20 protein-coding genes and 1 pseudogene are annotated in these 20701 nt (G+C 35.2%); 6 read left to right on the top strand and 15 right to left on the bottom strand.

Translation table 11 applies throughout. From position 1 onward, the window contains the following. Positions 1 to 242: 242 nt before the first annotated feature. Positions 243 to 1118: an agmatinase gene (gene speB / locus SLH48_RS09445; RefSeq protein WP_214480909.1), complete on the bottom strand. Its 876-nt coding sequence runs from the start codon at positions 1116 to 1118 to the stop codon at positions 243 to 245. Positions 1119 to 1157: 39 nt separating this feature from the next. After that, entirely contained in the window at positions 1158 to 1985 is an 828-nt protein-coding gene (speE, locus tag SLH48_RS09440; protein WP_320257950.1) for a polyamine aminopropyltransferase, read from the bottom strand. 289 nt (positions 1986 to 2274) lie between these two features. On the opposite strand from speE, the gene SLH48_RS09435 reads away from it, so the two are divergent. Further along, entirely contained in the window at positions 2275 to 4341 is a 2067-nt protein-coding gene (locus SLH48_RS09435; RefSeq protein ID WP_320257949.1) for a PBP1A family penicillin-binding protein, read from the top strand. Positions 4342 to 4717: 376 nt separating this feature from the next. On the opposite strand, the gene SLH48_RS09430 is transcribed toward SLH48_RS09435, so the two are convergent. Together SLH48_RS09430 and SLH48_RS09425 are read right to left on the bottom strand one after the other, a co-directional pair. Then, entirely contained in the window at positions 4718 to 5233 is a 516-nt protein-coding gene (locus SLH48_RS09430; protein WP_214480912.1) for a YwhD family protein, read from the bottom strand. A 78-nt stretch (positions 5234 to 5311) separates the two neighbouring features. Then, complete coding sequence (locus SLH48_RS09425; RefSeq protein WP_214480913.1) at positions 5312 to 5977, bottom strand: site-2 protease family protein; 666 nt, start codon at positions 5975 to 5977, stop codon at positions 5312 to 5314. A gap of 340 nt (positions 5978 to 6317) precedes the next feature. Between SLH48_RS09425 and SLH48_RS09420 the strand changes: the two are divergent. Then, a pseudogene (locus tag SLH48_RS09420) lies at positions 6318 to 6548 on the top strand (2-hydroxymuconate tautomerase); the annotation flags it as partial. A 114-nt stretch (positions 6549 to 6662) separates the two neighbouring features. Here SLH48_RS09420 and SLH48_RS09415 read toward each other — a convergent pair. The 3 genes from SLH48_RS09415 to SLH48_RS09405 all read right to left on the bottom strand — a co-directional run bounded on the left by SLH48_RS09415 (position 6663) and on the right by SLH48_RS09405 (position 8995). Then, complete coding sequence (locus SLH48_RS09415) at positions 6663 to 7169, bottom strand: YwgA family protein (protein ID WP_214480915.1); 507 nt, start codon at positions 7167 to 7169, stop codon at positions 6663 to 6665. Between the two features lie 118 nt (positions 7170 to 7287). Further along, positions 7288 to 8601, bottom strand: a complete 1314-nt coding sequence (locus SLH48_RS09410) for an HD domain-containing protein (protein ID WP_320257948.1) — start codon at positions 8599 to 8601, stop codon at positions 7288 to 7290. A 166-nt stretch (positions 8602 to 8767) separates the two neighbouring features. Beyond that, positions 8768 to 8995 carry a DUF1450 domain-containing protein gene (locus SLH48_RS09405; RefSeq protein ID WP_214480917.1) on the bottom strand — a complete coding sequence of 76 codons (228 nt, stop codon included), beginning with the start codon at positions 8993 to 8995 and terminating at the stop codon, positions 8768 to 8770. A gap of 427 nt (positions 8996 to 9422) precedes the next feature. Here SLH48_RS09405 and SLH48_RS09400 point away from each other — a divergent pair, with 427 nt between their 5' ends. After that, the gene (locus tag SLH48_RS09400) at positions 9423 to 10058 is read left to right on the top strand and encodes an RsfA family transcriptional regulator (protein WP_320257946.1); all 636 of its coding nucleotides are present in this window, start codon (positions 9423 to 9425) and stop codon (positions 10056 to 10058) included. Positions 10059 to 10235: 177 nt separating this feature from the next. Here SLH48_RS09400 and SLH48_RS09395 read toward each other — a convergent pair whose 3' ends face one another. Further along, entirely contained in the window at positions 10236 to 11078 is an 843-nt protein-coding gene (locus SLH48_RS09395) for a biotin/lipoate A/B protein ligase family protein (RefSeq protein WP_320257945.1), read from the bottom strand. A 26-nt stretch (positions 11079 to 11104) separates the two neighbouring features. After that, positions 11105 to 12082 (bottom strand): phosphate acetyltransferase, encoded by a 978-nt coding sequence (gene pta, locus SLH48_RS09390; protein WP_320257944.1) that lies wholly within the window; start codon positions 12080 to 12082, stop codon positions 11105 to 11107. A 485-nt stretch (positions 12083 to 12567) separates the two neighbouring features. On the opposite strand from pta, the gene hemQ reads away from it, so the two are divergent. From hemQ to gerQ, 3 genes are all read left to right on the top strand, one after another. Continuing rightward, positions 12568 to 13311 carry a hydrogen peroxide-dependent heme synthase gene (hemQ, locus tag SLH48_RS09385; protein ID WP_320257943.1) on the top strand — a complete coding sequence of 248 codons (744 nt, stop codon included), beginning with the start codon at positions 12568 to 12570 and terminating at the stop codon, positions 13309 to 13311. Between the two features lie 217 nt (positions 13312 to 13528). Next, positions 13529 to 13951, top strand: a complete 423-nt coding sequence (locus SLH48_RS09380; protein WP_214480922.1) for a cell wall hydrolase — start codon at positions 13529 to 13531, stop codon at positions 13949 to 13951. Between the two features lie 28 nt (positions 13952 to 13979). Continuing rightward, positions 13980 to 14396 carry a spore coat protein GerQ gene (gerQ, locus tag SLH48_RS09375; protein ID WP_214480923.1) on the top strand — a complete coding sequence of 139 codons (417 nt, stop codon included), beginning with the start codon at positions 13980 to 13982 and terminating at the stop codon, positions 14394 to 14396. A 470-nt stretch (positions 14397 to 14866) separates the two neighbouring features. On the opposite strand, the gene SLH48_RS09370 is transcribed toward gerQ, so the two are convergent. The 6 genes from SLH48_RS09370 to SLH48_RS09345 form a co-directional block, all read right to left on the bottom strand. Beyond that, positions 14867 to 15238, bottom strand: coding sequence for a DUF423 domain-containing protein (locus SLH48_RS09370; RefSeq protein WP_214480924.1), 372 nt, complete (start codon positions 15236 to 15238; stop codon positions 14867 to 14869). A gap of 19 nt (positions 15239 to 15257) precedes the next feature. Next, positions 15258 to 15509 (bottom strand): YwdI family protein, encoded by a 252-nt coding sequence (locus SLH48_RS09365; protein ID WP_320257941.1) that lies wholly within the window; start codon positions 15507 to 15509, stop codon positions 15258 to 15260. Between the two features lie 232 nt (positions 15510 to 15741). Continuing rightward, positions 15742 to 16740 (bottom strand): potassium channel protein, encoded by a 999-nt coding sequence (locus tag SLH48_RS09360; protein ID WP_320257939.1) that lies wholly within the window; start codon positions 16738 to 16740, stop codon positions 15742 to 15744. A 466-nt stretch (positions 16741 to 17206) separates the two neighbouring features. Next, complete coding sequence (locus SLH48_RS09355) at positions 17207 to 17887, bottom strand: uracil-DNA glycosylase (protein WP_320257938.1); 681 nt, start codon at positions 17885 to 17887, stop codon at positions 17207 to 17209. Positions 17888 to 17929: 42 nt separating this feature from the next. Beyond that, positions 17930 to 18976, bottom strand: a complete 1047-nt coding sequence (locus tag SLH48_RS09350) for an LCP family protein (RefSeq protein ID WP_320257937.1) — start codon at positions 18974 to 18976, stop codon at positions 17930 to 17932. 499 nt (positions 18977 to 19475) lie between these two features. Further along, positions 19476 to 20657 (bottom strand): toxic anion resistance protein, encoded by a 1182-nt coding sequence (locus SLH48_RS09345; protein ID WP_320257936.1) that lies wholly within the window; start codon positions 20655 to 20657, stop codon positions 19476 to 19478. Between the last annotated feature and the right edge of the window lie 44 nt (positions 20658 to 20701).

Below are 20701 nucleotides of genomic sequence, written 5' to 3'. Positions count from 1 at the left end.
ATAGTAAACTTGAGCGCTTTTATTAGCCGAATTATACCTCTTACTGTTCAAATTGAGTCGTTTATTGTCCATACTCGGCGCTTTACTGTCCAAAATAAAGACTTTACTGTCCGAACTCATTTCGCTATTAAAGAAAAAACTGAACTTTTTTAACAAATAGTTCAGTCTTTTACACAAATTTTGAATGGATTTAAATTCAATAACATCAAAGCGCAGGATACGTAATTACTATCTTTGAAACATTACTTCTTTACCCAACCGAGTAAAATTTCACGCACGAATTTACTAGCAGCAATTTGTGTTTGTTCAGTTGGATCATACGCAGGTGCTACCTCTACTAGATCAGCGCCTATAATATTTAGCTTAGAATTAGAAATAAGTGTAATGGCATCCAATAGCTCTTTTGAAGTAATTCCTCCCGCTTCAGCAGTACCTGTTCCAGGAGCATGGGCAGGGTCTAAGACGTCAATATCTATCGTTACATATACATTCCGACCAGCAAGTTTAGGTAATACTTCTTTCAAAGGCTCAACCACATCAAATTTAGCCATATACATCCCTGAATCCTTTGCAAATTGGAATTCTTCCTTCATTCCTGAACGAATGCCGAAAGAATACACATTTTCTGCCCCAATCAGTTCACATGCTTTTCGAATTGGAGTTGAATGTGATAAAGGCTCACCTTCATATTCTTCTCGTAAATCAGCATGTGCATCTATATGAATAATTGCCATATCCTGATACTTGTTATACATCGCTTTAAAAACCGGCCACGAAACAAGATGCTCGCCACCTAACCCAAGTGGAAACTTATTAGCTTGTAGTACTTTCGTTACAAATTCTTCAATCATTTCTAGACTTCTCGCGGGATTTCCGAATGGAAGTGGAATGTCTCCAGCATCGTAATATTTCACTTCATCTAAATGCCTATCTACATACGGACTATACTCCTCTAGCCCAAGTGACACTTCACGAATACGAGCAGGACCAAATCTTGATCCTGGTCGGAAGCTAACTGTCCAGTCCATTGGCATTCCATAGATCACAGCATCACTTTCTTCGACTAGTGGATGGCTGTTAATAAAAACATTTCCTGAATAAGCTTCATCAAAACGCATTTTGCTTCCCCCATTCTAAAGATACTTCATTATTGTAAACTACTCCGTTAAGTCACTAACAAATTTTGGAAGGACAAAAGCTGCTTTATGAAGCTCTTGCGTATAATATTTCGTATCAATATCATGAAATCTACCATCTTCTACTTGAAGTGGATCATATTTCTTTGAACCTAATGTAAATGTCCATAGACCGCTTGGATAGGTCGGTATATTTGCAGTATATAGACGAGTTAGTGGGAAAATTTCTTTTACATCTTTTTGTACAGTTGCAATTAATTCTGGCTTAAACCATGGATTATCTGTCTGAGCAACAAAGATCCCATCCTCTTTTAAGGCTTTTGAAATCCCTGCATAAAAACCCTTTGAAAATAGATTGACTGCAGGTCCAACTGGTTCAGTTGAGTCTACCATAATAACATCATACTCATTTTCACTTTCGGCAATATGCATGAAGCCATCACCGACTATGACTTCTACTCGTGGATTGTCAAAGTGGCTCGCAATGCTCGGTAAGTATTTCTTTGAATACTCAATAACTTTACCATCTATTTCCACTAAAGTAACTTTTTTGACACTTGGGTGCTTAAGAACTTCACGGATTACCCCACCATCTCCACCGCCTACAACTAGTACATTTTCTGGATTAGGGTGAGAAAATAACGGTACATGGGCAACCATTTCATGATAAACAAATTCGTCCTTTTCAGTTGTCATAACCATGCCATCAAGAACGAGCATATTTCCAAATTGTTCAGTTTCGATCATATCTAATTTTTGAAAGTCAGTTTGCTCTGTATGTAAAGTACGCTTAATTTTCGCTGTTATTCCATAACTCTCAGTTTGTTTTTCTGTAAACCATAGTTCCATTTATTCCTCTTCCTTTCTATCTTTAAGCTTCTATTAGTTTTCCCAAACATGATCAGGAAATGTAAATAAGAAAAGCACAACGCGCAATTCCACCGTTGCTCACACCTTGCGAGTAACGGTGAAATGTTGTCATCCAAATCTTATAAGGTACTTAATACCGTCAGCAAGATATTAGCTAAAAAAAGTATAGATGAATCTAGCAAAATTGCAAGCAAATTTTTTAGCAAGGTATAAAAAAGAAAAATCCACCCCATACTGTTCTTGTGATAGAAAGATGAGGTGATTGGTATTGGAAATCATCACAAATCAACGATTTAAAAAAGCACTTAAATATTTTAGAGCTCTTATTTTTGTTACTCTTATACTACTAATCTTCATGTCGGTAACTTTAATTTCTCTTTTTACGTATGCAACCGTTAAAGGTGCCCCACCGTTAACTGTACCGCAATCTACAATTTACTATGCAAATGACGATGTCATCATCGGAGAAAGCCATAGCAAAGAAAAGCGATACTGGATTTCACTTGATCATATTTCTCCTTCTTTAATCGCAGCAACGATTGCGATAGAAGATCAAAGTTTTTTTTCACACCCTGGATTTGATTTTAAGCGAATTGCAGGTGCTGCGTTAGCAGATATAAAAGCCCTAGCAAAGGTTCAGGGAGCAAGTACAATTACACAACAATATGCGAGAAACTTATTTTTAGAGCATGATAAAACTTGGAAAAGAAAATTCGATGAAGCACTTTATACCATACGTTTAGAAATGAACTATAGCAAAAATGACATTTTAGAAGGTTATTTAAATACGATATATTATGGGCATGGGACTTATGGAATTGAAGCAGCTGCTCAGTACTATTTTGGAAAGTCAGCTAACGATTTAATGTTAAGTGAAGCAAGTATGTTAGCGGGGGTTCCAAAAGGACCTTCACATTATTCACCACTTATTAACGAAGAAAAAGCAAAAGATCGGCAATGGACGATATTAAATGCTATGGTTAATAACAACTACATTACAGAAAATGAAGCAAGCAAAGCCTATGAGCAAGAATTACAATATGTCGAACAGCAAAAGGTTAAGCATGAAGAAGTAGGGCTCTATTTCCAGGACATTGTGAAGAATGAATTAGTGAACAAACTAAACATCAATGAACGGATTATTGAAATGGGCGGACTTCACGTGTATACAACACTTGATATAGAGCTGCAAAAATTAGCTGAAGAATCAATTTCTAACACCATTAATCCTTCATCTGATATACAAGTCAGTTTCGTAGCTTTGGATCAATATACCGGTGAAGTAAAAGCATTGGTTGGAGGAAGGGATTATGATGAAAGTCCCTTTAATCGGGCTGTTCAAGCTGAAAGGCAGCCAGGGTCAACTTTTAAACCTTTTTTATATTATGCTGCATTAGAAAAAGGTTTTACTGCCTCAACAAAGTTACGAAGTGAACAAACAACCTTTATCTTTGATGAAGGTAGAGCGACTTACACACCTCATAATTATAATAATTATTACGCAGATGATACGATTACATTAGCACAAGCAATGGCTTTGTCCGATAATGTATATGCAGTAAAAACTAATTTATATTTAGGGAATAACATTCTTGTAGAAACTGCTAAGAAATTGGGGATTACAAGTAAACTAGACAATGTACCGTCACTAGCTCTCGGTACTTCTCCTGTCAGGATGATTGACATGGTACAAGCGTATGCTACTATTGCTAACAATGGAAAACAGATACACCCTACATACATCACAAAGGTTATTGATCATCATGGCAATATTATTTTTGAAGAGGCTCCATCACCTGAACAAGTTCTTGATCCGGACCTAGCATTTGTTACGACGCAGTTAATGAAAGGAATGTTTGATGAGAAATTAAACGATTACACGAACGTAACAGGTAGCATTATTCAAAATGATTTAACTAGGCTATATGCTGGCAAATCCGGCACTACAAAGACGGATAGCTGGATGATTGGTTATTCACCACAAATAGTAACTGGCATATGGACAGGATATGACAGAGATTACACTATTGATAAAGTAGATGAAAGAGCTTATTCAAAACGTATATGGGCTAATTTCATGGAACAATCATTAACAAAAGAACCTGTGCTCACTTTTCGAAACTCAACCGGAAATCTTAAAAAAGTGTACATTAACCCGGACAATGGAAAATTAGCCACAAATGATTGTCCTATTATCTTACAAATGTATTATGTTAAAGGGACTGAGCCAGAGGAATATTGTGATGAACACTCACAAAAGCCGCCACTTGATAAAAAACAAGCACCTATTGAGGATAAAGGTTGGTTTAAACGGTTTATTGACTGGTTTAATTAGGCTGTTTTCGCTTTAATTGTTGTTTTTTCATATTAGAAAAAACTAACACATAAATTGCTAGAGTTTGGTTTCAATGATATTACATTAAACGAGCATAGCATGACATTAGATAAGTAAAAAACCCTTAACTAATCATACATAGTTAAGGGTTTTTGTCCTAGTTTTTACATGTGAATAACATTAAAACTAAGTTTACTCCGATTCGTTTAAAACATCAAGATTTATCATTATAAAATTTGGCGCTTATTAATCAAGATGAGAAGATGTGGTAAGTAAGTTACAACAGAAAAAAGAAACAACAAACTCTAGAAGCATGTGTTACTTCTTAATACGAAAACAATTATAAATTAAGATGACTCGATAGAATATAATAGCACTATGATGATTGTAGATCTTTCTTTAGCTGCTCACCAGATCTATTCCACATATCAATATTATGCTCTTGTAAAAATTCTGCTAGCACTTGCTTTGAAGATACATCCATATGTTCAACGATAATCTGGCGCTTAAGCGATCTATCCATATTATTTACATGTTCAGGAAGCGATTTATAACCACGACGTATGTCACGATCAACAGTCATTTCACATGCAGTTACACCTGTATAAAACGGTCCTTCCTGATTCTGTTCTATCGTAACCCAAACGAGCCAATATGATTTCCCATTAGGTACTTCATCTCTGTTTGGTAGAAATTTTATCCCTCTTTCTACATCACTACGCGCATGCATTGCACCGATATCAACAACAGCAGATTTTTCTTCTACATCTATAATAACAGGTGATATATTATCTAAGCTTAAAACACCTACTCCAAACCCACCATGGCCATCTGTCGAATCACTTTTTTTTATAATTGTAAACCCAACTTTTTTCTTGTTATCTTTTTCCATACCATATCTTCCTCCTTTGCGAAACTGCTATATTGAAGTTACTTCATTACACTGTAGTAACATGCCTTACAAAATACACTAAAATATAATATTCATTATGGTTGCTAGTATGTTATTAACAAAAGGAATAAACGTATTAAAAATCGGTTGAATTGTATATCTGTCTAAAGGTGTTATGACTAATATTAAAAAAATGAGAGCTCCATAGTTTTCATACTGTGTCAATTTTGCCCGAATATCAGGTGGTGATAAGTCTTCAATGACGCGATACCCATCAAGTGGTGGAAATGGTAACAAGTTAAATACGAATAGAAGAACATTTAAATTTATTAGTATAATAAAAAACGAATATAAGCTGTCACCAAACCCTATTGGTAAAAGGCCAATGATCCCAAAATGAACCATAGCATTCAAAATGAATAGCCCAACAAAAGCTATTACCAAATTACTTAAAGGTCCAGCTATTGATACTAAAACACCAGCTAAACGAGGATTTTTAAAGAAGTAACGATTAACGGGTACTGGTTTAGCCCAGCCAAAACCTGCAATAAATATTAATAAAGTTCCTATTGGATCCAAATGTGAAAGTGGTGAAAGTGTAAGTCTACCTTGATTTTTTGCTGTCATGTCACCAAATTTATATGCGACATAAGCATGAGCAAATTCGTGTAAGGTAAATGCTATTACTAAAGCAATCACTACATATGGGATTTGTTCAATAGGAAATGCTAAAAAATTGCTCACTATGTTTCTCCTTTTTGTTCACTTTTTATATATGCAATAATAGTATACACAATTGACTATGAAAATTCGAATTGTTAAATTAAACGTGGTAGAATTAAAACGAAAAGCGGAGATAATACATAAGTGTATTTTGTACATAGAGCGTTAAGCAAAAGTGAACCCAAGATAGGGCAAAAGAATGTTGAAACGGTCTTAACATTCCATAAACAGCGGAGTTCTCATGCATGGAGTGCTTTGCTTCCGGTAAAGTGGTTTGAGCTCTGTAGCTAAACTTTGAAAAGCCCGTCCATATAGCTAGCGTCCATACTATGAATATAGCTCCTCCGCAAAGCTTACACATGCTAATTTTTATATACCTTACTACTGTAAAAAGGAGAGACATCAAATGCCATATATTACTGTCAAAATGCTTGAGGGACGTTCAGAAGAACAGAAGAAACAGCTTGTTGAAAAGGTAACTGCTGCTGTTTCTGAAACAACAGGTGCACCTGCTGAAAAAATTGTAGTATTTATAGATGAGATGACTAAAAGTCATTATGCTATTGGTGGAAAACGTTTAAGTGATGAATAAAAGGTAGACATTAAAGGGATGAGTGATTAGCTCATTCCTTTAAGCTCTAAGTAAACTCTGTTACTACTATTTCTAATAGCAAAAGTGCAATGAAACAACAATGCGAAAACAGCCTTAGCTTGTTACTGACTTTCTTAAGACGTCAATATATGTTATTGCTTCTTCAAATTCTTCCTCTGAATAGTTTTGCTTACTTTTTATCGTGAATACCTTTTCCTTCACTTCATCCTTACTTAAATCTTCAAAATAAATAATCGTAGAGACAAGCTCCAAAAATCTAGCATTTTGCTCATTTAAATCACAGATCCAATTTTGCAAAAAAGGCATGTCCAATTCATAGTGATTCAAGAATTGTTCTCCTGATTCAGTTAGTGAATATCGATACTGGGAGTATCCTGCTTTCTTCTCAATTTCTTCATGTATATAACCTAAATTACAAAGCTCTTCAACTCGTAATGTAAGTTCTTCGGAATAAGGTCCGTAAAAATGAAAATTATATTTTTCATAAAATGGATCTTTCATTTTTTTTGCGATAAAAATCATCTTTTGAAGCTTTTTACGTCCGACTATCTCTCCTGCTTCCGAGAATGCTTTCATAACTTTTGCATGTTCTAATAACAATTCCGTTCATCTCCTAACGCCCTTTTAACACACCTTAAAAAAGAATGGAAAAATGGAAAAATGGCTAAATTTATATAGGATATACTTACGACAATGTTGTCGTCCCTTTTAAATACATCTATGACTTAACCTTCGTATATAGTAATTCTGTTATTTTTTTCTTAATATTTGGATTGGATGAACGATCTTCTAACAAATCCTGAGGGAAATAAAGTTTATGGTCAGTTCTACGCTTTCCAGAAATCGCTTCAACAATTGCTGACTCTCTCGATAGCTCATGGATTTCCTCATTCGCCATTAATAATTGGATAGGTAATCTTTCCTCTTCTTCACCAGGACGGTAAAAATCATAAGGTAAGTCTGATGAGGAATCAACTACTAAATAATATTCAGGGTCAATGCCTGCTTCATTAAAAAGCTTTGTTAATTCAATTAATTTAGTCATTTCGTCATTCGATGGATTGAACTCGACATACTTGAATAGATTTCGATTTAAAAAACGTTGACACAAATCACGTAAAATAGCATCTTCTTCCTCTTGCCACGCCTGAAAATAGTACAAGATCACACCTTCGTCTAATTTCAGATAGTCAGCAAGCGCAAGTTTATTCTCGAACAATGAGTAAAAATGTACAGGTGGGCTTTTAAATGAGTAGTTTTCTTTGTATAAGTGCATAGCTCGATGCAATATCTTCGTTAAAATAACTTCAGCACTGCGAGTAACCGGATGAAAATATACTTGCCAATACATTTGATAACGACTCATAATATAATCTTCTACAGCATGCATGCCACTTTGTTTTATTACTACTTGATCTTCACGAGGCCGCATCACACGAAGTATTCGTTCCATATCAAAGTGTCCATAACTAACGCCTGTATAATAAGCATCTCGCTGTAGATAATCCATACGATCTGCATCTATTTGACTTGAGATTAAACCGACTACTAACTTATTTTCGTATGTTTTTGCTATCACTTCAGCGACCTGTTTTGGGAAATGTTGGCCAACCTTTCGCAAAACACGGTTCACCTCTGTATCCTCACGAATAATTAATTGAGTAAAATTTTCATGATCAAGGTGAAAAACCTTTTCAAAAGAATGTGAAAATGGGCCATGACCTAAATCATGTAACAGTGCTGAACACAAGCAGAGTAGCCTCTCTTCACTATTCCATTCTGGCCGGCCGTCAAATACATCATCTATAATTCTACGAATAATTTCATAAACTCCCAGTGAATGACTAAACCGACTATGCTCTGCACCATGAAAGGTTAAATAAGTTGTACCTAACTGTTTAATTCGCCTCAAGCGCTGAAACTCTGCAGTTCCTATTAAATCCCAGATGACTTTATCGCGTACGTGGACATATCGGTGGACAGGGTCTTTAAAAACCTTTTCCTCCGTCAGTTTTTCATTGGCATATGTCATCCAATTCCCTCTTTTCGTTTGACATATTTAATATTATATCTCCTAATCAATGACAAAAAAACTCTTGATTTTATCATTATTTATCTCACTAAAAAAATTTATAAGCACATGGGAATAATCCGTTACAAAAGTAAAAATCACCTTATTCATAAAACAAAGGTGATTTTTACTTTTTCTTCATTTTTTTCTCTACCTTCTCGAGTAACTCATTTTCATCCTTTGCGGAAATAGGACGATTATTTACAAATGCAAATGCTTTTTTTCTCCCAGGTCCACAGTAGGACTGACAGCCTATATCTATGCTTGCATTTGGATCTATTTTCTTTAAACGAGGTAGCAATGTTTTAATATTTGTTGCTTGACAATCGTCACAAATACGAAATTCATTTGCCATACAGTACAGCCCCTTCTAAAACCTTCTTCATGAATAATAATAAAAATATATATTATTTCGTCAATGGCTAAAGGGTATTGTACATTTAATTGATGGGTAATGCAAGTGCTGAGTTTTAATTACACCATTTGCCAGAGATAATATCTTAATCTACTTGGAAAGAATTATATGCACTATCGATAATAAGCTTCGCATTAGCTTTGTTGCTTTTTCCGCTTACATTTGAGTAACTGATGTGTAATATATAAATTTTATAGTTTCTATAGGAGGAAAAGTGCCCTGAACGCTTGTTATATTCGTCTTTAGCACTAATGACGAAAGCAGCAAACAGCCGAAAGAAACCAAAATAAAAAACAGTAAGTATAAAGCAATTTGAACTTGTCAATGCTATTAATAAAATATTTTATAAAAATTGGGAGTTGAGAGTATGAAAGAAAGACAGGATGCATGGACAGAAGAAGATGATTTATTATTAGCTGAAACAATACTAAGACATGTTCGTGAAGGTAGTACACAGTTAAATGCCTTTGAAGAAGTTGGAGACAAATTAAACCGCACATCGGCAGCATGTGGATTTCGTTGGAATGCAGTCGTACGTAACAACTATCAGAAAGCGCTAGAGTTAGCGAGAAAGCAACGTAAGCAACGGCAACGCTCTTTAGGAAAACACCAACAGGTTAAAAAGACTCTATTATATAAACCGACTGTTCCTTCTATTAAAGACTTAAATATAAATGCTATAGAAAGTAACAAGGACGTTACACTAGATCAGGTGGTCTCTTTCTTACAATCATTACAACAAAACACTAGTAATATCAATTTTCTACGTAACGAAAATGAAAGATTACGACAAGAAAATGAAGAAATGTCTAAACAAAATAAAACATTTTCTGAAAACATTTCAAAACTACAGCAAAGTTCTATTTCAATACAAGAAGATTACGATACGCTAATGAAAATCATGAATCGTGCAAGAAAGCTAGTTTTAATTGAGGAAGAACAAAGTCCGGCTACAGCCTTTAAGATGGATAAAAACGGCAACCTTGAAAAAATGGCGAAGTAGGAAGAAAAGCGCAAGGTGCCCGCTTATCGGCGACAAGTAGAAAAGCGCAGCCGACTTGATCATCCCCGACAAGCACTGGAAGCATTTCACTTGAAGTCGCTTTTTGACTTCAAGTGAAATGCTTACGCGCCTCAAGAGGATATACAATGGAACTAGATATATGAAAAAGCACCTAACCTAGATGCTAAGTGCTTTTTCATTGCGTTCAATGACTCTCTTATAATTGTGTTCAAATATTGCTAATTCATCTGCTGTTAATTGAGAAGAATAGATAGACGTACTCATATTCTTTAGCGTTGTTAACAATGCTAACATCATATCTTGAATTGTGCTTGATTCACCTGTCAATTCGTTTAATGAAGCCATCGTTTCAGGCTTTACGTCAGGGTAAACATATTTAGTTTGGATGCCTTTGATTGATTTGTTATAAAAATCCTTAATCAAATTTGCACGCTCTCCCCCACTACCAGTCACACAAAGATAAATTTGTACCGCTACTCCACCTCTAACCCTTCGTTGAGAAATTCCTGCAAATTTCTTTCCTGCTACACTTAGGTCGTAACTTCCAGGACAATATGAACCGATAATTTCCTTAGCCTCGATCTGTAAATGAAAAGGAGAAAGCATATGCTTTACTAGTTCCACCATGGCATCATAGCCCCTATTTATATCGATCCCTTTTTCTGTATCAGGGAAAATGAGAGATATATTCAAAACTCCTTCATCTAATACAACTGCTAAGCCCCCTGAATTTCTTACAATCACTCGATATCCTTGCGACTGCAAATAACGAACGCCATCAGTTAGGTAAGGGAGCTTTGTATCTTGAATACCCAGCACAATCGTATTGTGATGAACCCATGAACGTGCTGTTGTCACATCTTCATTTTTCCCTACAGAAGAGCATAACGTATCATCAATAGCAAAGGATTGGAGCGCATCAAAATGTGGACCTACACTAGATTGATCAATGATTCTCCATCTATTTTGCTCTAATAAGCTCTTTGACTGAGTATACATGATATGCGTCCCCTAACATATTTTCATTATTTTTGCAGTGCTTGAGCTGCTGTAATAAGAGCTAATTTATATACATCCTCTTGGTTACAACCACGGGACAAATCGTTGACAGGCTTATTTAACCCTTGCAATATTGGACCTACCGCTTCAAAATTCCCTAATCTTTGAGCAATTTTATATCCAATATTCCCTGCTTCAAGGCTCGGGAATATAAACACATTAGCATCGCCTTGAATAAGCGCATCAGGTGCTTTCTTTTGTGCAACAGAAGGTACAAATGCTGCATCAAATTGCAATTCTCCCTCAACCATTAATTCAGGGTTTCTTTCTTTTGCCAAACGAACTGCTTCAATTACCTTTTCGGTTTCAGGTGATTTGGCTGAACCTTTTGTGGAAAAGCTGAGCATAGCAACTTTTGGTTCAATATTAAACATTTGTGCTGTATGGGTACTTTCTATTGCAATTTCAGCTAAGTCTTGACTATCAGGTGCAATATTAATTGCACAATCAGCAAATACATACTTTTCGGTATCACGAACCATGATGAATACACCCGATGTCTTCTTAACACCTTCTTTTGTTTTAATTATTTGTAATGCCGGACGAACTGTATCTGCTGTAGAATGGGCTGCGCCACTTACTAACCCATGAGCTTTTTCTGTATATACAAGCATTGTACCAAAATAATTTTCATCTAGTAACTTTTTGTAAGCTTGTTCTTTTGTAACTTTGCCTTTCCTTCTCTCAACAAAAGCATCGACTAACGTGCTCATTTCATCATATTGTTCAGGATCGTATATTTCTACTCCACTCAACGATACTTCTAGTGCTTCAGCTTTTGCTTGGAGTTCACCTGGATTCCCAATAATGATTGGTTTAATAATTTCCTCTTGTGCTAAACGGCTTACAGCTTCTAAAATTCGATTATCATTCCCTTCTGGAAAGACAATACGGATGTTTTCACCCTTAATTTTCTCTTCTAATATGTTGAATAACTGTGACATATGTTTTTCCTCCTTTGCTCTCATCATTACTCGTTATATTTAGAATACTTGACTATTACTGAAAATCAATAAATCTATCTTAAGATAACGCTTACATGAAAGAAGTTTATCTTTTCATAATTCACAAAAAAAACACATTTATACGTAAGTAGAGGTAAATTTGTCAAAACTAATATACGTAGTCACCCTTCGTTCACACATATTACAGAGTTAGCCTTTTCAGAAAGCTCTTTATTATTATTTTGCTGAATGATAAAAGCCAAAGAAAGTTCATGCAAGTGTCATCTGTTTTATAGAAGGATAGCTGGCCACAAACTTTAGGGATGTACGTGTTAGTACGAAACACTAATGAACAAAAATGTTTCGTGTTTCTTAGTAATGCATAAACTGTGGTATATTAGAAATGCTATATATTTTATATCATGATCTAATTAGAGTAAACTATAATTGTCATATCATACATAATGAAGGAGATGGGTATCAATATGAGTGAAGCAGCTAAAACGTTAGATGGCTGGTATTGTCTACATGATTTACGTGCAATTGACTGGTCTTCTTGGAAACGACTAACAAGTGATGAGCGTCAAACCGCAATTCACGAGTTTGTTGGTTTACTTGAAAAATGGGGTCTTGTTGAAGAAAACCAACAGGGTAGCCATGCATTCTATTCAATTGTTGGGCAAAAAGCAGATTTTATGCTCATGATTTTAAGACCTACAATGGAAGAAATTAATGAAATAGAAAATGCATTTAATAGAACTAAACTTGCTGAGTATACCATTCCTACATATTCGTATGTGTCAGTGGTTGAGTTAAGTAACTATTTACCATCTGATGAAGACCCGTATCAAAACCCTGATATCCTAAAAAGGCTATACCCTACCTTACCTAAAGCAAATCATATTTGCTTCTATCCTATGGATAAGCGTCGTCAAGGTGATGACAATTGGTATATGCTCCCGATGGAGGAACGTCGAGCATTAATGCGTTCACATGGCATGATAGGTAGGAAATATGCAGGAAAAGTTAAACAAGTAATTTCAGGTTCAGTCGGCTTCGATGATTACGAATGGGGTGTAACACTTTTTGCAGATGATGTTTTACAATTTAAGAAGTTAGTGTACGAAATGCGTTTTGATGAGGTAAGTGCTCGTTATGGTGAATTTGGAACGTTTTTTGTCGGTAACATTTTGAATGAAGAAAAATTAAATCAACTACTGCACGTGTAAATATCTATACTCATTCAAATAAAAGGAAAATGGCTCATATACACATATGGGTCATTTTCTTTTTACTTGAATTTAATGCATATCTAAAATGCTCAACTCATATCTATTAAATAGAAATCATCATTTTTCAAAAATAAGGAACCATTTTCTCTTACTTAAATAGAGTAATATTGTACGAAATTGTAGGTGGATACCTATTTGTAAGTGAGGTGAGAAGATGGCGGTAATTCCTTATACAGAAAAAGATGTAGATTTACTTGCACGCTTAATCCGTGCAGAGGCAGAGGGAGATGGCAAACTCGGTATGTTAATGGCCGGTAATACTAGTGTGAACCGAGTTAGAGCCAGTTGTTTAGATTTTAGAGACATTACATCAATACAAAAAATGGTCTTTCAGCGCCCGGGTGGATTTGAAGCAACCATAAAAGGATACTTTTATCAGCGCGCAAGAGAATCTGACAAACAGCTAGCTAGAAGACTCATAAATGGAGAAAGATTTCACCCTGCAACAAATACATTATGGTTTTTCAGGCCTGAAGGCGATTGCCCAGCACAATGGTTTAATCAATGGAATACCGGACGTTTCAAATCCCATTGTTTTTTTGCACCGACTCAGTCGGAATGTCCTAAAGTGTATTAAACCTATTTTGATGTAGAGGAGGAATTTGATGACAAATAATTATAATCAGGGGAACTATGGAGTTTATCAATCCCAAACATCATACCCATATAGATACCCGTACCAATATGGACAGCAACAACAAGTACCACAACCAACTTCTGCCCCAACAACAGGTCCACAAGTACCAGATATGTTACCACTTGAAGAATCTTATATTGAAAATATACTACGATTAAATAAAGGGAAGGTAGCAACTGTTTATATGACCTTTGAAAATGGTCGAGAAGGAAGAACACAAATATTTAAAGGAATGATTGAGGCTGCTGGGCGTGACCATATCATACTTAGCGATTCTGAGTCGGAAAAGCGCTATGTATTATTGATGGTGTATCTAGATTATATTACCTTTGATGAAGAAATAGAATATTACCCAGATAGAATTGTAAGCTACTCTCCTAGGTGATAAAAAAACTAAACTAACTACAATTTCACCAGAAGCAGCCCTCTTCTTGTGGGCCAGGTGAAATGTCATTAACCATGACTTCTCCTAATAAGCATTCGATCCATTTCAGATGAAGGCGCATTTTGCCTTCGGATGGAATGGTGAAGTGCCCTTGAAGGACTCTGGTGGCTTCGCTACGATAGCATTTAGGATAAATATCCATAAGAATGTAATCCTAGGCAGTGAAAAAAAGCAATAAAGTTTATGAAAGGCTCTTTTCGTAAACTCTGTTGCTATTTTTATCAAATTAGTACCATAAATATGTTAGTCATCTTTGTACAGAAGAAAAGATGCCACGAACGCTAGATATATACGTGCTTACACCTTAGAACGAAAAGTAAGAATCAATGCGAAAACAGCCTTATGAAAAGAGCTTTACCAGTAGAAAAGGGGAGTCTATTTGTCGAAATTCAACTTAGACACCCCCTTTTTTACATATGTTTCATGACTGCATATCCGAGAAGTACCCATCCAATTAAGAACGCCACACCTCCTAATGGTGTAATTGCTCCTAACACTTTTACTTGAGTAACACTTAGAACATAAAGACTTCCGGAAAATAAAATAATTCCAATTAACATAAACCAACCAGCCCACGTAAGAGAAGGTGTATTTGGAAATTTACCTGCAATCAAAGCGATAATCATGATTGCCGTAGTATGAAACATTTGATAAGTCACGCCAGTTTTCCATGTCTCTATATACTTTGCTGGAATTTTGCCCTCTAAACCGTGTGCACCAAATGCTCCTAGTGCTACCGCTAAAAAACCATTAATTGCTCCAATCATTAGCAATATTTTCATCTTTGTTAGTCCCCCAATTTTAAAAATCTAGTAATGAATCTCCATTTGCTTCATCTACATTTACTTTATTATGTTGTTTAATTGACATTTGTTGTATTTCTGGAATCATTTTTTTACGATTGTCCTCTATAGAATTAGATGATAATACGACATCACACAAAGAGTGGATACTAGCAATATGTTCTCGAAGTCTGCCTTCATCATTTGACTGGTTTGCTTTTGACAGCTCTTCACCAATTTTATCAAGTATCATCTGAACTGGTACCTTCAAACTCCCCACCTCCTGAGTTTATATTTTTTTAGAAGGCTCTTTTCGTAAACTTTGTTGCTATTGTTATTCAATTAGAACCAAAAAAAGTGGTTTTACTTGGTTCGCCATTGTGGTACAGAAGAAAAGATGCCACGAACACTAATCATGTACGTGTTTGGCTCTTAGTACAGAAAGCAACAATTAATGCGAAAACAACCTTTAAGAAAGTTCAAAAATATAGGATAAATGATTATTATATATTAGATTTTGTAGCTTCTTCAAATTTCACTAATTGATCCTTTGCACCAAACACTATTGTTAAGTCACCTTCTTTTAATCGTTCATCTGGGTGAGGGTTACTAATTAGCTCATGTTTTCTTTTTATCGCTACAATCGTTACACCGTACACACTGCGAATATTATTATCTCGTAAAGAGCTATTGACAACTTTTGATCTAGGTTGGATCATAATTTCTTCAACCCCATATTCGTCTTTACCTAATTGTAGAATCGTATCTATGTAGTCAACACTAATAGGTTTTACAACTGACATTGCCATCCTCCTCCCCCCTAGTGAGGAAGGATTAATAACTTTGCTTGCTCCAGCAATGCGAAGCTTTTCTTCAGATTCAACTTTCTCTGCTCTAGCCACAATTTGAATCTTTGGGTTTAATCCTTTTGCAGTTAATGACACAAATACATTTGAAGCATCATCAGGTAGCGTTGCTACTAACCCTTTTGCTCGTTCTATTCCTGCATTATATAAAACCCGATCCTCAGTTGCGTCACCTACTATGTATAGAAAATTCTCTTCTATTTGTTCCACTCTTTCTTTATCACGTTCAATAACAACAACTTGAACCCCTTCTTGTATAAATCTCTGCAGCACTTGTTCACCTACACGACCTATTCCGCAAATAATCATATGATTTGATAGATTGTCAATTTGTTGATGCATACGACGCCTCCATACACTTTGTGATAACTTTCCTTCAATAATTGCAGCCGACATTGCCGCTAGTGTATACCCTACTAGTCCAACTCCAATAGGAATAATGAGCAAGCCAAATATGCGCCCGCCTATTGTTTGAGGTATAATATCACCGTAACCTACCGTCAGTACGGTAATTGCTGTCATCCACAAAGCATCAAAAAAACTAATCCCTTCAAGAAAGGCAAACCCAAGTCCTCCAACGATAATAATTATCGTCATTCCTATTAAAGAAATAACGATATGTTTGGATACTTTCACCACGCCCCTCCTTCTATCAAGACCCTCTTTTTCTCTTCTCTTGAAATTTCATGCACGACTTCCCTGAGGATTGGAATACACGTAAGGATGGAATAATGTCTGTTTTAAAATTAAAAGCTTTGCAGCCTCTTGGAAACTTTGGATCCCACGTTGTGTAAAAATGGGTACAATTAAAACAATTTACTCTTTGATCACTCATATTATTTCACCCTTTATGCTCCCCATTAATTATACTGTATTTTTATTGTATCACTATCATCTTCACGGTTCAGCAAATATACCTTTAATAGTATACCTAGGGTATTTTCGTAAACTCCATTTATTTATTCTAAACCTTTTACAATTAGATACATTTTATCCAAGCCACATAATTTTTATAGTAAACAAAAATGCCGCTAACGTTAGATATATGCGTGTTTTTCCCCTTAATACGAAAAACAACGATCAATGCGTAAACAGCCTTTATCTATGTATTTAGTGGATCGATTTGCCAATCAATTTCTTCGCTATCAATTTGCCGTAAATAACTATTTGCTTTTGAAAAGGGGTTACTGCCGAAAAAACCACGATTAGCAGAAAAAGGACTCGGATGAGGTGACTCAATGATAAAGTGATGACTATTTGAAACTAGTTTTTGTTTTTCTTGAGCATGTCTACCCCAAAGAATAAAAATTACCGGCTTTTCACGTTCATTTAATACTTCAATTATTTTGTCTGTGAACAATTCCCACCCAAGCCCTCGATGGGAGCTGGGCTGTCCTTTCCTCACAGTTAATGTTGTATTTAACAACAATACCCCTTCTTCTGTCCACTTTAATAAATATCCATGGTTCGGTATAGTGCAACCGATGTCATTTTGTAATTCTTTATATATATTTTTTAACGAGGGTGGAACAGGAATTCCAGGTTGAACTGAAAAGCTTAAGCCATGTGCCTGATTTGGACCATGATAAGGGTCTTGTCCAATAATGACAACTTTCACTTTATGATAAGGTGTATGATGTAAAGCATTAAATATACTATACATATCAGGGTAAATCGTTTCAGTATTATATTCTTGTTTCAAAGTTTGACGTAGCTTTTTATAATACGTCTTGTTAAATTCTTCCTCTAATAATTGTGACCAGTCATTATTAAGTATTGTCATTCAAAACCACCTATCAACTTTCATAGCATCACTACTAATATATTATTCTTTATTGAAATGTTTCAACAGTTCATTCATCTCATTCACATCAGGTATCCAATAATACAATCGCGAATTAACTAAAGGATCCATCGCATATCCTTCATTTCCTGGTAATTGAAAATAGGAGATATCTTCGGTTGTAATCCCTTTAAACAGCATAGCCATACTAAAGATATCACTTTCAGATACGTTTGTATCAATTATTGCTTGTTTAACGTTTCGATAAATGGTAGGTACCTTTGGAATATTCTTTGGCTGGAGGGCTGTCTTGACTAATGATTTTAGTACGAGTGCTTGATGTTGCTGGCGCCCAAAATCTCCTTCAGACAATGATTTACGTTCTCTAACAAGTGACAAAGCTAGATCCCCATCAAGATAAAGAATATTTTTATTATCAAGCGTAATATTTTTATCTGTCAATGTTATAGGTTCCTTTAGCTCTATTTCAATACCACCCACGGCATCCACAACATCTATAAAGCCTTCAAAATTTGTTTTCACATAATAATTAATTGTGCACTTACATAAATTACTTACCGTTTGTATTGTAGCTTCCGTCCCAGATCCATTTCCGCCTTTAAGCTCTCCAAGTAAATGAGCGTGATTAATCTTAGTGGCACCTACACCTTCTACTTGAACTAATGTATCGCGTGGAATAGATAAAACAGTTATCTTTTCTTGTTCGGGATGGATATTTGCAAGCATAATTACATCTGTACGTGAAGCTTCTTGTTTACGTGCGTCAAGGCCTAGAAGTAACAAATTAAAGCTATCAATTTGTTTGTATTTCTTATCTAAATTCTTTTTTTGTAAGTGAATGGCCTTCCTACCTTTTGTAATATCGGCATTTTCTTCTTGTTTCTCTCCTTCTTCATTACTTTGAAGACTGTCTTGCACTTTTAATTCGTCTACCTTTTCGGGTGTTGCGATTTGCGGTATTTTATGTTCAGCAAAATGATTTACCGGCTTAAGTTTAATATAATAATATCCGCCTATACAACCGAATAAAACAATAACAAACAGCGTTATTCTTATCCCCTTTTTCATTGTTATTCAGTCCCTTTACTCGTCCTATATACTTATATATATTACCCCTCACCTATTCAAATTACAGCTTATTTTACAAGTTCTTAAATAAAGACTCTTTTTGTAAAACTTGTTTAAATTTCAACTAAATTAGAAGATTAAAATGGTAATTATATCCATTTATATAAGATACCAGGAACGTTAATTGTGAACGTTTTTAATACCTTAATAAGTAAATTAACAATGAAGGCTACAATATAAAAAATTACCAAAGCCTGTTTTCATCACTTTTTGCTTTATAAACACTAGAACGTTTAAGGCGATTTTGTGCGGCTATCACAATTGGACATATGGTAAAAATTAAACAAAAGTAGGTCAGAACAAACCAGCCCACGATAAAGTACAACGACTAGCTTGTACCTTATTGTGGGCTGACCCTTTATAGTGTTCATTTATACATTGCCTGTTCAAATATTGCATCTAAAGCAACAAAGGTTATAAATAGCATCTTTCAAGCAAATTATGCGTTTTTCATCGATAATAACTTGTTTTTTAAATCCTGTTCCATTGTTGTAATATCCTTTTCAATTTGCTGGCGCTTCATTCTGCCTTCTTGCTGAATTTTTAACGTTTCTTCTAATGTTGTTAATAAATTCGTTTGTGTTTGCTTTAGTGTTTCAATATCTACTACTCCCTTTTCATTTTCCTTCGCAACATCAATTGTGTTTGCTTTAAGCATATCAGAGTTTTTTAATAGTAACTCGTTCGTTGTTTTTGTTACTTGCTTTTGCGCCTCAACAGCTTTCTTTTGTCGGAAAAGAGTAATAGCTATAACAATTTGATTTTTCCATAATGGAATCGCAGTAAGTATTGAAGACTGAATACGTTCAACTAATGTCTGATTCATATTTTGAATCATTCGAATTTGTGGAGCAGTTTGAATTGTAATTTGCCTGCTGAGCTTTAAATCATGAGTTCGCTTTTCTAATCGATCAACAAATTGCATAAGGTCATTTATTTCTTGAATCTCCATTTGATTACCAGAAGATTGTGCTTTTTGTTGCAAGATGGGGATTGTATTCCTTCGAAGGTCTTCTAGCTTGACTTCAGCTGCGGCAATATAAATGTTTAATGCTTCAAAATACTCCTTATTTTTCTCGTATAAAGTATCAAGCATCATAATATCTCGAAATAGCATTTGTCGGTTTTTTTCAAGCTTGTCGCCTATTTTATCAATTTCAAGTCCAATCTTCTGATACTTTGACAGTATATTATTAACCGATTGAGCAAAAGAACCAAATACGCGAGAGAAGAAACCACGTTTTTGTACTTCGAAGTCTTCTGGATTTACCTCTTTAATTCTACTCATTAATTCTGTTATTACTTCTCCCACTGGACCTGCATCTTTCGTTTGCACATGATTTAACATATCATGAGAAAACTTAGATAACTCTGCCTGAGCCGCTACACCATATTGAACAATTGCTTGTTGATTAGTAGGGTCTATTTGCTCAGCTAATGATTTGGCCTTTACTTGATGTTCGGGCTTCAAAGTTAAAATAAGCTTTGTTGGTTCTACTGTTTCAGTACTTTGTTCGTTCATTAATGAACGCTGTGGGTCACCAAATGGGTTTTCTAGTAGTGTATCAATATTAGCTGTATCTAAACGATTCATTTGAAGGTTTAATTCTTTTTCATTCATTCTTTTTTCCCCTTTCTTTTACAATAGCGAATAGAGCCTAGCAA

This window comes from Cytobacillus sp. IB215316 (assembly GCF_033963865.1).
In the GTDB taxonomy this organism is placed as follows: Bacteria; Bacillota; Bacilli; order Bacillales; family SM2101; genus Nanhaiella; species Nanhaiella sioensis.
Note: the sequence above shows the minus strand (reverse complement) of the source record. Positions and strands in the feature narration are given on the sequence as shown.

Bases quoted from the DNA above. Each gene is read 5' to 3' on its own strand.
- SLH48_RS09395 (WP_320257945.1), bottom strand. From the start codon at position 11,078: ATGTATACTCAGTCAAAGAGCTTATTAGAGCAAAATAGATGGAGAATC.
- SLH48_RS09350 (WP_320257937.1), bottom strand. From the start codon at position 18,976: ATGAAAAAGGGGATAAGAATAACGCTGTTTGTTATTGTTTTATTCGGT.
- SLH48_RS09400 (WP_320257946.1), top strand. From the start codon at position 9,423: ATGAAAGAAAGACAGGATGCATGGACAGAAGAAGATGATTTATTATTA.
- pta (WP_320257944.1), bottom strand. From the start codon at position 12,082: ATGTCACAGTTATTCAACATATTAGAAGAGAAAATTAAGGGTGAAAAC.
- speE (WP_320257950.1), bottom strand. From the start codon at position 1,985: ATGGAACTATGGTTTACAGAAAAACAAACTGAGAGTTATGGAATAACA.
- SLH48_RS09370 (WP_214480924.1), bottom strand. From the start codon at position 15,238: ATGAAAATATTGCTAATGATTGGAGCAATTAATGGTTTTTTAGCGGTA.
- SLH48_RS09405 (WP_214480917.1), bottom strand. From the start codon at position 8,995: ATGGCAAATGAATTTCGTATTTGTGACGATTGTCAAGCAACAAATATT.
- SLH48_RS09355 (WP_320257938.1), bottom strand. From the start codon at position 17,887: ATGACAATACTTAATAATGACTGGTCACAATTATTAGAGGAAGAATTT.
- SLH48_RS09410 (WP_320257948.1), bottom strand. From the start codon at position 8,601: ATGACATATGCCAATGAAAAACTGACGGAGGAAAAGGTTTTTAAAGAC.
- gerQ (WP_214480923.1), top strand. From the start codon at position 13,980: ATGACAAATAATTATAATCAGGGGAACTATGGAGTTTATCAATCCCAA.
- SLH48_RS09380 (WP_214480922.1), top strand. From the start codon at position 13,529: ATGGCGGTAATTCCTTATACAGAAAAAGATGTAGATTTACTTGCACGC.
- SLH48_RS09430 (WP_214480912.1), bottom strand. From the start codon at position 5,233: ATGGAAAAAGATAACAAGAAAAAAGTTGGGTTTACAATTATAAAAAAA.
- speB (WP_214480909.1), bottom strand. From the start codon at position 1,118: ATGCGTTTTGATGAAGCTTATTCAGGAAATGTTTTTATTAACAGCCAT.
- SLH48_RS09345 (WP_320257936.1), bottom strand. From the start codon at position 20,657: ATGAATGAAAAAGAATTAAACCTTCAAATGAATCGTTTAGATACAGCT.
- hemQ (WP_320257943.1), top strand. From the start codon at position 12,568: ATGAGTGAAGCAGCTAAAACGTTAGATGGCTGGTATTGTCTACATGAT.